Here is a 15,634-nt window from a genome sequence, read left to right on the forward strand (position 1 = left end):
ACTGTCAGTAGGTCATGGAAGGCGGCACGACCTGGTACTCGAGTTGAGCCCAGGTGAGCGATATGTCGCGTTGGAGATCGAGCACTTGCAAGCGCGCGTCGAGCACGGCGCGCCGGGCGGCGAAGGTATCGGCCAGCGATCCGGTGCCGGCTCTATAAGCCGCTGTCGATAGTTGCAAGCGCTGGTCGGCTGCAGGCAGCAGGGATGCGTTCAGGTTGGCGATACGCTCGCGCCCGCTGGCGAGCGTGGCGGAGAGGTTGCGGATATCGGCATCGACTTGACGTTGCGCGTCTTCGTACATCAACCGCGCCTTGGTGCCCAACTCGGCTTTCTCAGCGGTATCGCGGTCTTGCCTATCCCTCCTGTTCAGCGGGATAGGAATGCTGACGCCAACCGACACCATGTTCGAGTACTGACCACCTCGTTGCTGGTACGCGACTTCCCAAGTCCAGTTCGGGCTGCGGTTGCTTTGGGCGACTGCCGTGTCCGCGTCAGCGACCGCTATCTCCGACGACGCATTGATCAGCGCAGGCTCGACACGCCGAAGCTCTTCGGGCGGCAGTGACGCAACCACCGACCGCGGCGCAGGCGGCTCGCCGGCGACATCGAGGACAGTTGCGGCCGTCCATCGCGACAAGCCGATGAGCGCCGTCTGAAGCGTTTGCTGCGCCTTGAGCAACTGGTCGCGCGTCTGCGCGAGCATGAGTTGCGCCTGGGTCACATCGGCGGCACTAGCTTTGGCTCCCCGATAAGACGCCTGCGTCGCCGACAGTTCATGCGCCATATGATCGGCGAGTTCCTGCTGCAACGAGAGCGCTTTCTTGGCGTATGCCGCGGTAAGCCATGCGGTTGCCGTTTGCTCGCGCACGTTGACTAGCTGAGCGAGATAACCCGCGCGTTCACGGTCAACTTCCTGATTAGCCAGCTCGGTGCGCAGGCGCCGCTTTTCCGGCGACACCCATTCCTGTTCGATGCCAATACGCCGCATCGTCATGAAATCCTGGCCAATGGTTCCCGCCTGCGAACCATTGACCGGCAGGTTGTCGACACCCGCCTTGAGCGTCGGATCGGGTAACTGGCCAGCTCGAACGACCGCCTGTGAACTTGCGCGAACGGACGATTGCGCTGCCTGCATAGAGGCGGAACGATCGGTCGCGGATTGCAGCGCGGCGTCCAACGTCAAAGCAGTTTCCTGCGCTTTAACCGCTACGCCGCCGCTAAGAATGAATATGAATAACGCTAGCGTGGACGCACGCGCGCATCCACGCCGGAACACCGGCGCGGTAATAGATGAATGCATTTCTCAACCCCAAACGGTCGAATCCCATAGGGAATCACGTCCTGGATGCAGGACGACCTCGCCGCTAAAGCGGCAAACTGGTGACTAAGGGAGTTAAAGCGCGCGAGGGGGTTTCCACAAGCCGTCAGGCTCGCGGACGAACAGCGACTGGGTATAGTGAAAGAACATCGGCCGATAAGCGGTGGCACTCCACGCAATGCCGGGAGCCGACGCCGGAATGCTCATGCAGCCCATCTGGCACTGCACGGTCATCTTGCAGAGCGAGTCTTTTAACTTGCTGTCTTGACCAGCAGGCGTTGCCATCGATTCGCAGTCGGGCATGGCGGCGGACATCATGCTGCCCGAGTCCCGGGTCATGGACTGCATTGGACATTGTCCGGCCGAGCCGCTAGCTGCCAGCCCCGTTAAGGGCAGCACCGCGCAGAGCCACAAGACGAACAAGGTACGCAGGATTTTCACGACGGCAAGTATAGCTCAGCGCTTGATTTCAGATAAAGCCTTAAGTTAACGGGTGATTCTTGGCGTTAGGGAATCAACCGCGCTAAGCGCTAAGCCTTTAATAGCGATTCAGCGGCGGAAGCGGCGACTGCGCATTGCGTTTTTTACGAGCACGCTTGGCCGCCCTGCGCAGCGCGCCCTCTGCTTTATTCCAATCAAGCTTAGCGTCGGGACTATCCGCGTAATGTGTCGCGATTGTGTCCGCTAACTCCTTAAGTCCAGGGTCGGCGGAAAAATCGAGGTCATCTATTCGCGCGGGATGCTTGAAATCGGGGCTCTTGTCCATCCAGCGATACACCGCCGGAATAATACGCAGCAAAGGACCCTTGCTAGCAGCCGCACGCAAAACCCGCCACGCAGGCGCTTCTCCTTCCGCATAACGATTCCGCGCAGTGACCAAAGCGTGCTTAGCCAGGTTGTATCGAGTAATCAGCCTGGGATATGCCCAAACCAGTGCGAGCACGAAGGCCAAAATCGCGGCAAAGATTAGCGCTCGCGACCGGTCGATAACAATGATCCGATGCGCACCGCCCTTGGACAATGCATCTATAGGAATATCAAAGAGCGGCCTTTCGCTGGCAGCCGTCGCCGAAAAACTCACGGCCGGCAGCACGATTTTTTCTCGTCTTTGCGTGGTCGTGTTCCACCATTCAATGGTCACCGGCGGAAGTTTGAATCTGCCGCTGCGATTAGCAACGTAAGTCACCGTGTCCGTGCGTTGGCCCGCGACCAACCCTGCGCGGTCTTGCATGATGTTCTTTGTCCCAGACGGCTTCTGGTAGCGTTTGAGGCCGTCAACATCGCCGAAATTGACCGGGGGAATAAGCATGGACTCGGTTCCGGTCGCGTTCTGCGTAATGGTGCGAGTCAGCGCTCCGCCTACTTTAAGATCATCCGGCGAGGGTTCGATTGTTTGCGTGGCACTTAGTTTTTGCGTGGGAAAGAAAACGCTCATGCCTTCTGCGCCGGCTGGAACCGTGGCAACAAGTCTTAGCGCCGGTGTCGTTAGCTTAGCCGGTACGTTCGTGCCGCCTGGGTAAACCGTGATTTGAAACGAAGGAATGTCGAATGCTCCGGCCGTTTGAGGGACAACTCTGTACGCCCTGCTCACGCCGTACCAGCTCACCCCGTTAATGACTTCATGCAGATTTTCGGCTTGCTCGTCAGGCAGATTGACGATTGCATCCGGCACCGTAAATAGCGGCCAGTTCGGGGCTTCGGTGAACCAGGTTGTCGTCAGGCAATCCACGATGAGCTTGACTTCAGTTCCCGCCACAACCGTCCCGGATGGTTCGATATGCGCACGCACTAATAGCCGCGGCGCGCCTTGCGCCACGGCTGAGCCTGACGTAAGGAACATCAAGATCAAGAGAACTCGCAAGAACGCTTTCATGGCGCACCCGCGCTATTTTTGTCCGACTCCTGCTCGAATCGCCGATGCAAAAACGCGGCCGGCGATGTGCTCAGGTTACGCATCCATACGTCCTCGGACGGCTCCATAATGATCGTGCTCTGCTCAACCTTGCCCTTCTTCCTTTCTATTTTCACCTCGTCCGATTCTTCATCCTCCTCGTCCTTCTGAGGTTCCTGCTTAGGCTGCGCTATGAGTTTCTTCATGAGGTCCCTGTTTATCGCTGCTTCGCGCAACCTGGGTTGAAGCGCTAGCGCATTGTCGAAAGCTTTGATGGCGGACGGGTAGTCTTCAAGATGCGCCAGCGTGTTGCCCATGTAGAAATAAGCCTGAGCAGTCTTTAGTCGCGAGAACGCTTTCAGCGCACCGGCATAGTCTCCCGCGAGATATAACGCGCGACCTTTCCAAAGCGGGTCATCGAAACGTTTTGCCGCTGCATTGAAGTCTCCGCGCTCGAATTCCCAGCGGCCTTGCTGATCGTGGGTGGCAAACAGATCCAGCCAGTTCCATGAAGCCGCTTGTGCGTCGCGAGGCGTCGCGCTAAAGGCCAGCGCGATCAGCACAACAGGCAGCCATTTCACCGTCCAGCCCTTGCGAAAACACCAAAGCCCAAGCATCAGCAGCGGCAGCACGAGCCAATAGCCCGACTCCTTCCAACGAGGCGCACGTTTCGATTCATCCACCTCTGCCAGCCAGGTCTGCGCACGGCGTTGAACCCACGCGACGTCATCACCATCTGCGCGTACGCTGGCAAGCGGAATACCTGCTTCGTGGGCCACCTTTTGTATTTCGTCGGCGTCGAAGGTGCCCATCAGCGGATGGCCTTCATCGTCCATCGCAATGGTTCCGTTCGGGCCGAGAATCGCGCCGCCGTTTTCCGTGCCCACTGCAAGCCATAGCAGTTGATGGTGAGATTGTTTGGCCTTCTGTATGAATGCGTCCGTCTGGTTCTGGTCGAAGCCGTCACTGATAAAAACGATGGTTCCGGCCACCGGGTCTTTCGCCAGAAGCTGCTCGGCAATGTCGAGACCTGCGTTCACGTTCTTGCCATCGTGCGGCATCAACGACGGCGCAAGTGCCGGCAAGTACAACTGGAGCATGGCCGGGTCCTCGGTTGGCGGCACGACGAGGTGTGCTGTTGAAGCGAACACCACAAGCCCGGTTCGCGCGCCCTTGCGCGCGGCCGCGAGGTCCAGCACCTTTTGTTTGGCGCGCTCAAGACGCGTGGGCGCGACATCAGTAGCGTCCATCGAATGGGCAAGCTCAAGAACGATTACGAGCGGCGCCTTGTCCTGGTTAAATGGCGGGCGCTCCTGCTGCCAGGTCGGGCCGGCAACCGCGATTGCTCCTACGGCAATAAGCAACGCCAGCGAATGGACCGGTTGAATGCGGCGCCGCGCTGTATCGCCGACTATCAGATGTTCAAGCAGCAAAGGGTCGATGATGTTGCGCCAGCGAGCGCGGACACTGTTGCGTCGAAACCAGAATAGGGGCAACAGGACCGCCGGAACGAGCAACCATAACCATTGAGGCCGCAGGAAATGAAACGCGGTGAGGTCAATTTCCATGGGTCGCTCCGTCCATCTCCATGGTCTTTAGCGCTTGCTTTCGACCCGGTGCACGAAGTACTGCAATCGCCAACGCAAGACAGTGATATAGCGTCAGTATCGACAATGCAATTGCTAGCGGTATCCAGAAGAAATCGCGTTGCGGCCGGTATATTTCCCGCTTCACTTTCTCAGGCGTCATCTTGTCGAGCGTCGTGTAGACGTCGGCGAGTTCCTGCGGATTGCCTAGCGCGTGGAATGCGTGTCCGCCGGTGATATCGGAGATTCGCTGCAACGCATCCAGGTCGACCTTGTCTTCACCCGTCGCACCCGGGTCGCCTATACCGACCGTGTGAATCACCAGCTTGTTGTTCTTCGCTATGTCAGCGGCGCGATCGGGTGGGATCGCGCTGGCCGTGTCATTGCCATCGGTCAGCAGGATCAGCACCTTTTCCTGAGCCGGCGAATTGTCCATCAGCTTCACGGTCAGACCGATAGCGTCGCCAATAGCCGTACGCGGACCCGCCATGCCGATCTGCATCTGGTTCAGCAACAAAAGTACGCTGTCATGGTCGAGCGTCAGCGGCGCTTGCGGGTACGCTGCCTCGCCGAACACCACTACCCCGATGCGGTCCCCTTTGCGCTTCGCCACGAAGTCCCTGACGACCTGCTTGACCGCAGTTAGCCGGTCCATGCGCTCGCCGGTTTGCGGGTTCACGAAGTCGCGCGTGCTCATCGATTCAGACAGGTCGATCGCCAGCATGAGATCACGGGCGGGTTCGTCACGAGTGACAGGCGGCTCGACGAACACGGGTTTCGCGGAAGCAGTAACGAGCAGGATCCATAGCATCGGCATCATCACTCGCTGCGCTACATTTCGGCGCAAACGGACGCCGCCGGGCGCCGGCTGCTCGCCCGCCGCTTGCGCCATCTCGTGAAAAAACGGCATGCGGATCGCCGATGTCGTTGCGCGCCATGCGGGTGCCAGCCACCAGACGAAGGCGGGCAACGGCAGCAGCAGGAACATCCACGGGAAATCAAATTTCCACATGATGGCGCTGGATCCAGTCGCGGGTGACGCTCACCAGGGTCTCGGCTTCTATCGGTGTTATCGAGGCGATCTGTTCTGCGGGTGCGTAGCTCACGAGCGTCAGGAGCGCGCCGCTGCGTTCGTCGAATCGTCCTCGTGTGCGCTTGAGAAACGCGAGCCATTCGTCGCCGGTAAGCGCCGCGACACGTTCGCGCGGAGCAGCAGCAAGCGAGGTGCGCTTGATGAGCGACGGGATAGCAGCGAGCGCGACCGCACGATGTTGCGCATCGCTCAGGGCCGCCTCGATTTCCGCCAACTCGGCTAGCGCCACTCGCCGGTAACGCTCCCTCTTATAACGACGCCAACTCATCCAGCCGGCCCAAAGCACGGCCCCAATCAGCAAGACCGCAACCGCAGCCCACCCGATAGTTTGCGGCGCCCACGACACCAGCTCGGGCAGCGGCAACTCCTGCAGCGGCTTGAGCTCCAACGGGGTATCGGCGGGTGTGAGGGAGGTCACGGACGAGTCGGTCATAGCCCGCTGCCCGTGATCGGCCTGACGCGTTCGCCGAACAGACGTCGAACCTGGTCGACGGTGGGTTCATCGGTCGATAACGCCATCAGCGGCACACCACTCGATCGCAACAGGTCGGCCACCTCTGCGGTGCGGCCTTTGAACATGCTAGCGAGCGGCTTGCGAACCTTCTCCTGCTCGATACGCAGCTCCACCTGCAGATGTCCTTCGCTGACCACCAGCGCACGATGCTCGGGCATGCGCTGCCAGAGAGGATCGAAGACCATCGCGGCAATGACATCATTATGTTTCGATAGCTGGCGCAATAGCTTGCGGGTACGTTCGCTCGCGCCGGCGAAATCGCTGACGATACAGATAAGGTAATCGTGTCCTGCAAGCTGAAGTACGCCCTGAAGCGCGGTATCGAGCTGACCGTAGTTTGTTCTGGACGCGCTCTCGGCATGTAACGTTCTGTTCATCCCCGCGAGCGCGCCGAACAGCACCTTGATCCGGCTACGGCTGCGTAATGGCTTTACGCGGACGACGTGGTCGTCATCGAAGATCACGCCGCCCACGCGATCGCCCGCGGCGAATCCCATCCATACCGCGAGCGCCGCGGCCTCCGCCGCCACCACCGACTTGAACGCACGGCTCGACCCGAAAAACATGCTCATGCGCTGATCGACGACCACAAGAAGCGGCCGGTCGCGCTCTTCCGTGTAAGCGCGAATCTGCGGCTTGCCGAGGCGCAACGACACCTTCCAGTCGATGTGACGAACATCGTCGCCAGGAAGGTAACCGCGAATCTCGTCGAAGTTAAGGCCACGGCCGCGCAACCGCGAAGCATGGTTGCCCGACAAGATGCTGGATACGGGCGCGGGCGCGACGAAACTTAACCCGCGCGCACGAAATTCGAGCTTCGCGAGATGCGCCGCGTCGACATATACGCGGCCAATAGCAGCTTGGGATACCACGGCCATTGATCGTCCCCTTGCGTGTGAGCGCGAGCTTGGGCGCAATTCGCGCGCTATGCCGGCACGGCCACTTTCTCGATCAGGCGGTCGATCACCCGGTCCGCGCTGATGTTGTCCGCGTTGGCATCGTATGAAAGTATCAGCCGATGTCGCAGCACGGGATGGATAACGGCCCGCACGTCGTCGGGTGTCACGAAACTGCGGTCCTGAAGCCACGCCTGCACGCGGCTGGCACGGTCGAGCCCGATCGCGCCACGCGGACTCGCACCAATTTCGATCCACTTGCCGAGGTCCGCGTCGAGTTGGCCGCCGTGCCGCGTTGCATTGACCAGCGAGACAATGTATTCGTCAATTGCCGGTGCCACCGCAATCTGCCGCACCGCCTGGCGGACCGCGAAAATGACATCCTGAGACAGGGCATCGGTCACTTGCGGCGCGTCGTTGCTTTCACGTCTAAGCAGTCGCAACATCTCGCGCTCGCTTTCCGGCGACGGGTAGGTAATCAGGACCTTGAAAAGAAACCGGTCCATTTGTGCCTCGGGCAATGGATACGTGCCTTCCTGCTCAATTGGATTCTGCGTGGCCATCACCAGGAACAGATCAGGCATCCTATGCGTTTTTCCGGCGACGGAAATCTGACGCTCTTCCATGGCTTCGAGCAGAGCTGACTGAACCTTGGCAGGTGCGCGATTAATTTCGTCCGCGAGAATCAGGTTGCCGAAGATAGGGCCGGGCTGAAATGTCAGCGTTCGCTCCGTGCCCGATTGCAGCAGCGTCTCCGCACCGGTGATGTCGGAAGGCAGAAGATCCGGCGTGAACTGAATGCGGCTCATGGTTGCCGCCAGCCGTGTAGCGATGGCTTTGACGGTGCGTGTCTTTGCAAGCCCCGGCAGGCTCTCGAGCAGCACATGGCCGTCTGCCAAAAGAGCAATCAACACCTGTCGGACGACCGCTGCCTGACCGACTATTGCTTCATCGACGCTGGCTTCAAAGCGCAGGATAGTTTCGCGCATGGCTACCGATCCGTTAGTCGTTTCATTATTGGATACCCGGGCACTGACGCTGTTTCGTTGACCTTCGCGCAGACGTTAAAGCACACAACGCCGTTCGTCAAAGATTCAGTACCTCTTAAAAAATCATGAAAAAGTCTTGGAAAAGTTGTTGCCTGCTTTGAACAAATATGAGATTGGTGGCTACTATCGAAAGCTAAGTTACGTGTTTGTAAGACGCAATGGGACGGTCCATGTGCGCGTGAAAAAACGCGCCGCGGGGTAGCTGTTTGCATCGCGTTTATTGAGTCGTCCGTGATGCGTGAGGCATGGTCAATCGGATCAGCGAGAGATTCAATTACGTACATGTATTTTAGTGTTTAGTCATACTTATTTTTATTGCGCAGCGAGAAATGAATGTATCGAAAGTCCATGCACGATGCCCTGATCGGCGTGAGGTAACAGGCCATGAGTGTACAAAAGCGCATATCCCCGAAGGCGGGTGAGACAAACAAAGCCCCACCCAGTGCGCCCACAGGGTCTACAACACGCGCGAGACCTTATCGCAAGCTGCTGCTATGGGGCGCTCTGCTGGTGATCGTGCCGGCTGCTGTCGGCGCTGCGGTGAGCTGGGCGGTTACTTCGCGTGCCACGCCTCATCAGCAGATCATCTACGGCGACGGCACGCGAGGTCCGCTCGACATGGCCTGGGTACCGGCCGGCCAGTTTGAAATGGGAAGCGACTCCAAGCAGGCACAGGCCAATGAGCGTCCGGCGCACAAGGTCCGCGTACACGGCTTCTGGATGGATCGTCACCACGTAACCAACGCTGAATTCGCCAGATTCGTGGCCGCTACCGGGTACGTAACAACAGCGGAGAAGAAACCGGACTGGGAGTCGCTGAAGGTCCAGCTTCCACCCGGCACACCGCAACCTCCCGACAGCGCGATGGTGGCCGGCGCCATGGTTTTCGTAGGCACGACGCAACCGGTGCCGCTGGAAGACTATTCACGCTGGTGGCGTTATGTGCCCGGCGCGAATTGGCGCCATCCCACCGGTCCGGACAGCAACATAGCCGGCAAGGAAGATCACCCGGTTGTGCAGGTCTCGTATGAGGACGCGCAAGCGTATGCAAAGTGGGCGGGTAAGCGGCTGCCGACCGAAGCCGAATGGGAATTTGCGGCACGAGGCGGCCTCGATCAAGCCACGTATGCATGGGGTAATCAGTTCGCACCGAACGGCAAGCAGATGGCCAACGTCTGGCAAGGCCAGCAGCCCCAGTCGTTTCCGGTTGTGAACCCGAAGGCCGGTGGGGCGCTCGGCACTAGCCCGGTCGGAACGTTCCCCGCCAACGGTTACGGGCTGTCGGATATGACCGGCAACGCGTGGCAGTGGGTGGCCGACTGGTATCGCGCGGATCAGTTCAGACGAGAGGCGTCCACGGGAAGCGTTATCGACAACCCGGCGGGCCCAACGGATTCCTGGGACCCGGCAGACGCAAGCGCTGGCGTGCCCGTGCAGGCGCCCAAGCGGGTGACGCGCGGCGGCTCGTTTCTCTGCAACGAGACTTACTGCCTGAGCTACCGGCCAAGCGCGCGGCGCGGTACCGATCCCTATAACAGCATGTCGCATCTCGGCTTCAGGCTCGTGATGGACGAGAGCACGTGGGCGGACACGCGCCAGCGGCAACAGCTTGCGCGCGCCGACGTGCCGGCCAAATGAACCTGCATTCCGCACTCACCAGTTTGATCATCGAATAGCGTTACATGCAAGGGAGTCCTGATGCAGCTTTACCACCGACGCGACTGGTCAGGTCGCGCCTCCGCTCTCCTGGCCGCCGCACTGGTTGCCCTGTCGCTTGCAGGCTGTGCGGGCGCGGGCACCGCAGGCGCGGCGCAGACGGTGACAACAGGCACAGCCGACGCCTTACCCTCCTGGCGTGACGGACCAGCGAAGCAGTCGATCACGAAGTTCGTTGGCGACGTCACCCGCGAGGGTTCGTCGAGCTTCGTTGCGCCCGCCGAGCGTATTGCCGTGTTCGATAACGACGGCACGTTGTGGAGCGAGCAGCCCCTGTATTTCCAGTTCCTCTTCATGCTCGATCAAGTCAAGGCTGCGGCGCCAAGCCATCCGGAATGGAAGAATAACCCCGCCTTCAAAGCGCTGATTGCCCACGACTATCCTGCGCTCGCCAGCCACGAAAAAGAGCTGCTGCAGCTGGTGGCCGTCGCGAACAGCGGCATGACCGTCGACGAATACGACAAGACCATCCGCGACTGGCTGGCGACGGCACGACACCCCAAATTCAAACGACCGTACACCGAGCTTGTATATCAGCCGCAACTGGAACTACTCGCTTATCTGCGCGCGAACGGGTTCAAGACGTTCATCGTTTCAGGGGGCACGATCGAATTCATGCGTCCGTGGGCCGAGAAGGTCTACGGCGTTCCGCCCGAACAAGTGATCGGTTCAAGCCAGGTTGTCCGATACGAACTGCGCAATGGTCAGCCGACTCTCACGCGCTTGCCGAAGATCGATTTCGTCGATGACGGTCCGGGCAAGCCTGTCGGTATTTATCGAAACGTTGGCCGCAAGCCCATTCTCGCGTTCGGTAATTCGGACGGCGATTTGCAGATGCTGCAGTACACGGCCTCGGGCAGTGGTCCGCATCTCGCGCTGCTTGTCCATCACGACGATGCCACCCGAGAGTTCGCTTACGACCGCCAATCGAAGATAGGCAAGCTCGATAAAGCCTGGGACGAAGCCGTTGCGCAAGGATGGATCGTAGTGAGCATGAAGGATGACTGGCAAACGATCTATCCCGGATCGAAGCCTTAAGCGGCAAACCAGTAGCGGACAAGCAGCACGAGAGAAACATCGATTCGCAATGTACTTGCGGTTCGAGCAAGCCAATCTGCATTGCCCGGACAGGGTGGAGCGGAGACTGGAATCAACGTCATTGGAGCAACACGATGAGACCATTGTTTAAGAAAGGGCGCTACGCAGCGGGGGCATCGCTTATAGCCCTCGCTGTGATTTGCGCTTTGATCATCCCGCCGACCAATGCACCGGCTCAAACGCAAGGTGCGGTTAAACCAGCTACGCCCGCCGCAACGAGTGCGGCCAAACCGGCTAATCAAAATAGCGCCAAGCCCAACATCCTTGTGATTTTCGGCGATGACATTGGCCAGTCGAATGTCAGTGCTTACACGCACGGGCTGATGGGTTACAAGACGCCGAACATCGATCGTATTGCGGCAGAAGGGATGATGTTCACGGACTACTACGCGGAAAATAGCTGTACCGCTGGCCGCTCGTCGTTCATCACCGGCCAGGTGCCGCTGCGCACCGGGCTGTCCAAGGTCGGCGCGCCGGGTGCTCCGGTCGGTCTGCAAAAAGGCGACATCACCATTGCGCAAGCGCTCAAACCTCTTGGCTACGCAACCGGTCAGTTCGGCAAGAACCACCTTGGCGACAAGAATGAATACCTGCCGACGAATCATGGCTTCGACGAGTTCTATGGCAACCTCTATCACCTGAATGCCGAGGAGGAGCCCGATCGTCCGTACTGGCCGAAAGACAAGAACGACCCTTATGCGAAGAACTTTTCTCCGCGAGGCGTCATTCACAGCACAGCTGACGGCAAGGTAGAAGACACCGGTCCGCTCAATGCCAAGCGGATGGAAACCATCGACGATGAAACGGGCGCGAAGGCGGCTGACTTCATCACCAAGCAAGCGAAGGCCGGCACTCCGTTCTTTGTATGGATGAACTTCACGCGCATGCACGTGTTCACGCACGTCAGGCCCGAGTTCAAGGGCAAGAGCGGCATGCCCGGCAATGAATATGCCGACGGAATGTGGGAACACGATCAGGATGTCGGCAAGTTGCTCAAGCTGCTCGACGACCTGAAGATAGCGAAGAACACCATCGTGATCTACACGACCGACAATGGGCCGAATATGTTCTCCTGGCCTGATGCAGCCATGACGCCGTTCCGCAGCGAGAAGGACTCCAACTGGGAAGGCGCGTTCCGCGTGCCGGCCATGGTGCGCTGGCCGGGCGTGATCAAGCCGGGCGAGGTGTCGAACGATCTGTTCTCCGGGCTTGACTGGTTCCCGACCCTGCTCGCCGCAGCAGGCGACAGTGGCGTGAAGGACCGGCTGCTCAAGGGATGGGCGCCAAAAGCAGGTGGCACCACCTTCAAGGATCACCTCGACGGCTACAACCAGCTACCGTATTTAACGGGCAAGGCTCCGAAGAGCGCGCGCACGGAGTTCTACTACTTCGATGACGACGGGCAACTGGTCGCCATGCGCTGGGAGCAGGACAACATGGCCTGGAAGGCAGTGTTCTGCGAGCAGCGTGCGCAGGGGAACCTGAACATCTGGCAGGACCCCCTGGTCTGCCTGCGCTTGCCGAAGATATTCAACCTGCGCATGGACCCTTACGAGCGAGCGGACATCACGTCGGATCAATACAACGACTGGCTGGTCAAGAACGCTTACCTGACTGGCATCGCGACATTGAAGGCGTCAACGTTCCTTCAGACCTTCGTCGCTTATCCGCCTAGCCAGAGACCGGCGAGCTTCAGCGTCGATGCGGTCCGGCGGCAAGTGGACAAGAAGATCGACGAGTCGTTCAAGAAGCGCGGGCTCGAGTAAGCCGTCACCCTGCCGCGTCCTCCAGCTTGGTAGCCGGAGGACGCGGCTTCTTTTTTGAAGAACCCATGACCCAGACGCTCGCCACTCGTGCCAAAGCGACGCATCGTGAAAGACGCGAGCGCATGCAAAGTGAGACCCGGACACATGAGAGCACGCAACCACTCGTGCCAGATGCTCCGAGTTTGCACATTGCGTGGCCGGCATTGCTTCTGCTTGCGTCGGGGGCGGCATCGCTGATCTATCAGGTCCTGTGGATCAAGCAGCTCACACTTGTGGTCGGCGCCGAGGTACTTGCGGTGACCACCGGCGTCAGCGCCTTTTTTGCGGGTCTGGCGTTGGGCGGATGGTTATTCGGACGCCTCGCCGACCGGCAGAAAAATCCGCTGCGTGTCTACGCAAGCCTGGAAATTGGCGTGTTGATATTAGCCGTGGGCGCAACCTTCGGTCTCGCTCACGCCGCTCAGCCGTTCGCGACGCTACAAGATCATGTGGGTGCGCTGGCTTGGCTCCTGCCCTTTGCGCTGGTCGGCATTCCCGCCGTCCTGATGGGCGGCACGCTGCCGGTCCTCATGCGCGCAGTCGCGCCGCTAGCCAAGCATATTGGCCGTGCCGGTGGTCGCTTATATGCAGCCAATACCGCCGGTGCGATCGTCGGAACACTAGTCGTCCCGTTTGTCCTGATTCCCGCGCTCGGTGTGTTGGGCAGCGCCCTCGCCGCCGCCGCGCTGAATGCCTCCGCTGCATTAGCCGCGCTGATCCTCAATCGCCGCGTGCATGCGCGCCTTCTAGTGGCGGCATCGCCACCTTCAGCAGCTCCGGCTACTGATCGCGCGCGGCTCGCCGTCGTACTGTATGCACTGGCCGGTGGCATTGCACTGGGCTACGAGGTCGTGTGGTCACAAGCTATCGTCCAGTTCATCAGCACCCGAAGCTTCGCCTTCTCAATCGTGTTGGCCACCTACTTATGCGGTCTCGTCCTTGGGAGCGCCCTGGTGTCACGTCATGTCGACCGCGTTCGTGATCCATGGGGAACGTTCGCGCTGCTGATCGCGGCGGCCGGTCTTGTTGCGCTGCTGCAGATCGCCTTCCTCGGCGAATGGTTATTGCAGGGACAGGCACAGGTAGCCGGCGCGGTCTTCGCTGCAACGGGGAACATGTTCGCCGCCATGTGCGCGCGCTTCGCGCTTGCGGGTCTCTGCATCGTTTTCGTGCCAACCCTGTTGCTCGGTGCGGCGTTCCCCTTCGCGGTACGTCTTGGTGTGAACGGCAGCCGCGTAGGGCGCGATGTCGGCGTCGTCATCGCGATGAACACAGCGGGCGGCATAGCCGGCACGATGCTCACCGGCTTCGTCCTGATGCCGAAGCTAGGCATAGTTCATGCGCTTGGCGGGCTGGCCCTCGCGGCGAGCGTAGTCGGATTGATCGCGGTCTTTCGCGGTTCTGGCGCCCGTTTGTTCGCGCGCGCAAGCGTGCTTGCCCTTGCCGCATGCGCGCTATGCGCCGCGGTGTTCACGCCTTCCGACCGGCTCGCCACGATGCTCACCAAAGCCCGTGGCGGCGACCTGACCTTCTATGCGGAAAGCGAGGGCGGAACCGTTGCGGTCGTTGCACAGAGGTCCGGCGAAAATCGCTTTAAACGCCTGTACATTCAGGGCGTATCCAATTCCGGCGACGCCATGACGTCGCTGCGTTATATGCGCTTGCAGGCCATGCTGCCGCTGATCATTCATCGCGGCACGCCGCGCTCGGCGCTGGTGATCGGCTTGGGGACCGGCATCACGGCAGGCGCGTTATTGCCTTATCCCGGTCTCGATCACCGTGTTGTTGCCGAATTGCTTCCGGCCGTGGTGCGTGCGGCGCCGCAATTCAAGGGCAACTACGGCGTGAGCACGGACCCGCGCGTGGAGATCCGGCTGCACGACGGGCGGCGTGAACTACTGCGCAACTCGCAACGTTACGACCTGATCACGCTGGAACCACCCCCGCCGTCGGCTGCGGGTGTCGTCAATTTGTACTCGTCGGATTTTTACAGGTTGGCGGCGTCGCGCCTGCAACCGGGTGGCCTCGTCGCACAATGGTTGCCCCTGCCGACGCAAAACGAGGAAGACACGCGTGCGTTGATCAAGAGCTTCGTACAAGTGTTTCCCTATGCAACGATGTGGACCACCGAGCTGCACGAGATGATGCTGGTAGGTTCCATGGAGCCGATTGAACTCGACGTGCCACGTATCAGCGAACGCTTCGGGCAACCGGGCGTTGCCGAGGCGCTGCGCGAGGTGGGTATTGCCTCCCCCGCCGCACTGCTTGCCACATGGATAACGGATCGCGCCGGCCTCGAGTACTACGCCGCCGATGCGCAACCTGTGACCGACAACCGGCCGGGCATTGAATACGCTGCGTGGGTGCGCAGGGCCGACTTCCCCAAGGTACTGACTCAGTTGCTGGCCCTGCGCAGCGCCCCCCCGCTGCAGCGCGCGGATAACGCGTTCCTGGAAGCCATGCAAACCGAACGCAACACGTTGCAAGCCTTCTACGATGCGGGGCTGGCTGCTTATCGGGGGGATCGCGATGCGTGGCAGGCAAATGTCCGCCAGGTCATGCGCGACGATGAAAACAACCCGTACTACCGGTGGTTTGTCGGTGCAGGCGGCTAGCGTGACCGCAAGCGCGCAGACCTTGATCGCGCAGTTGCGCGCGAGTCTTGTGT

The 15,634-nt window shown here is 60.1% G+C and carries 12 protein-coding genes; 4 read left to right on the plus strand and 8 right to left on the minus strand.

Translation table 11 applies throughout. From position 1 onward, the window contains the following. Nucleotides 1–4: 4 nt before the first annotated feature. From SBC1_RS16710 to SBC1_RS16745, 8 genes are all read right to left on the minus strand, one after another. Nucleotides 5–1,300, minus strand: a complete 1,296-nt coding sequence (locus SBC1_RS16710; RefSeq protein ID WP_165988565.1) for a TolC family protein — start codon at nt 1,298–1,300, stop codon at nt 5–7. A gap of 93 nt (nt 1,301–1,393) precedes the next feature. After that, the gene (locus tag SBC1_RS16715; protein WP_370469572.1) at nt 1,394–1,666 is read right to left on the minus strand and encodes a hypothetical protein; all 273 of its coding nucleotides are present in this window, start codon (nt 1,664–1,666) and stop codon (nt 1,394–1,396) included. 190 nt (nt 1,667–1,856) lie between these two features. Continuing rightward, nucleotides 1,857–3,191 (minus strand): BatD family protein, encoded by a 1,335-nt coding sequence (locus SBC1_RS16720; RefSeq protein ID WP_165988567.1) that lies wholly within the window; start codon nt 3,189–3,191, stop codon nt 1,857–1,859. Continuing rightward, nucleotides 3,188–4,777, minus strand: a complete 1,590-nt coding sequence (locus SBC1_RS16725) for a VWA domain-containing protein (protein WP_165988568.1) — start codon at nt 4,775–4,777, stop codon at nt 3,188–3,190. The genes SBC1_RS16720 and SBC1_RS16725 overlap by 4 nt, the downstream gene beginning before the upstream one ends. Beyond that, complete coding sequence (locus SBC1_RS16730) at nt 4,767–5,807, minus strand: VWA domain-containing protein (protein ID WP_165988570.1); 1,041 nt, start codon at nt 5,805–5,807, stop codon at nt 4,767–4,769. The genes SBC1_RS16725 and SBC1_RS16730 overlap by 11 nt, the downstream gene beginning before the upstream one ends. After that, entirely contained in the window at nt 5,794–6,321 is a 528-nt protein-coding gene (locus tag SBC1_RS16735; RefSeq protein ID WP_165092791.1) for a DUF4381 domain-containing protein, read from the minus strand. The genes SBC1_RS16730 and SBC1_RS16735 overlap by 14 nt, the downstream gene beginning before the upstream one ends. Next, nucleotides 6,318–7,280: a DUF58 domain-containing protein gene (locus SBC1_RS16740; RefSeq protein ID WP_165092792.1), complete on the minus strand. Its 963-nt coding sequence runs from the start codon at nt 7,278–7,280 to the stop codon at nt 6,318–6,320. Before SBC1_RS16740 ends, SBC1_RS16735 begins: the two co-directional genes overlap by 4 nt. A gap of 47 nt (nt 7,281–7,327) precedes the next feature. Next, the gene (locus SBC1_RS16745) at nt 7,328–8,287 is read right to left on the minus strand and encodes a MoxR family ATPase (RefSeq protein WP_165988573.1); all 960 of its coding nucleotides are present in this window, start codon (nt 8,285–8,287) and stop codon (nt 7,328–7,330) included. A gap of 444 nt (nt 8,288–8,731) precedes the next feature. Here SBC1_RS16745 and SBC1_RS16750 point away from each other — a divergent pair, with 444 nt between their 5' ends. The 4 genes from SBC1_RS16750 (at nt 8,732) to SBC1_RS16765 (ending at nt 15,581) form a co-directional block, all read left to right on the plus strand. Then, nucleotides 8,732–9,985: a formylglycine-generating enzyme family protein gene (locus SBC1_RS16750; protein ID WP_165092794.1), complete on the plus strand. Its 1,254-nt coding sequence runs from the start codon at nt 8,732–8,734 to the stop codon at nt 9,983–9,985. Between the two features lie 60 nt (nt 9,986–10,045). Further along, nucleotides 10,046–11,101, plus strand: coding sequence for an HAD family phosphatase (locus SBC1_RS16755; protein ID WP_165988575.1), 1,056 nt, complete (start codon nt 10,046–10,048; stop codon nt 11,099–11,101). A gap of 134 nt (nt 11,102–11,235) precedes the next feature. Beyond that, nucleotides 11,236–12,927 (plus strand): arylsulfatase, encoded by a 1,692-nt coding sequence (locus tag SBC1_RS16760; RefSeq protein ID WP_165092796.1) that lies wholly within the window; start codon nt 11,236–11,238, stop codon nt 12,925–12,927. Between the two features lie 65 nt (nt 12,928–12,992). After that, complete coding sequence (locus SBC1_RS16765; protein WP_243830245.1) at nt 12,993–15,581, plus strand: fused MFS/spermidine synthase; 2,589 nt, start codon at nt 12,993–12,995, stop codon at nt 15,579–15,581. Nucleotides 15,582–15,634: the final 53 nt, after the last annotated feature.

Source organism: Caballeronia sp. SBC1 (genome assembly GCF_011493005.1).
Lineage (GTDB): Bacteria > Pseudomonadota > Gammaproteobacteria > Burkholderiales > Burkholderiaceae > Caballeronia.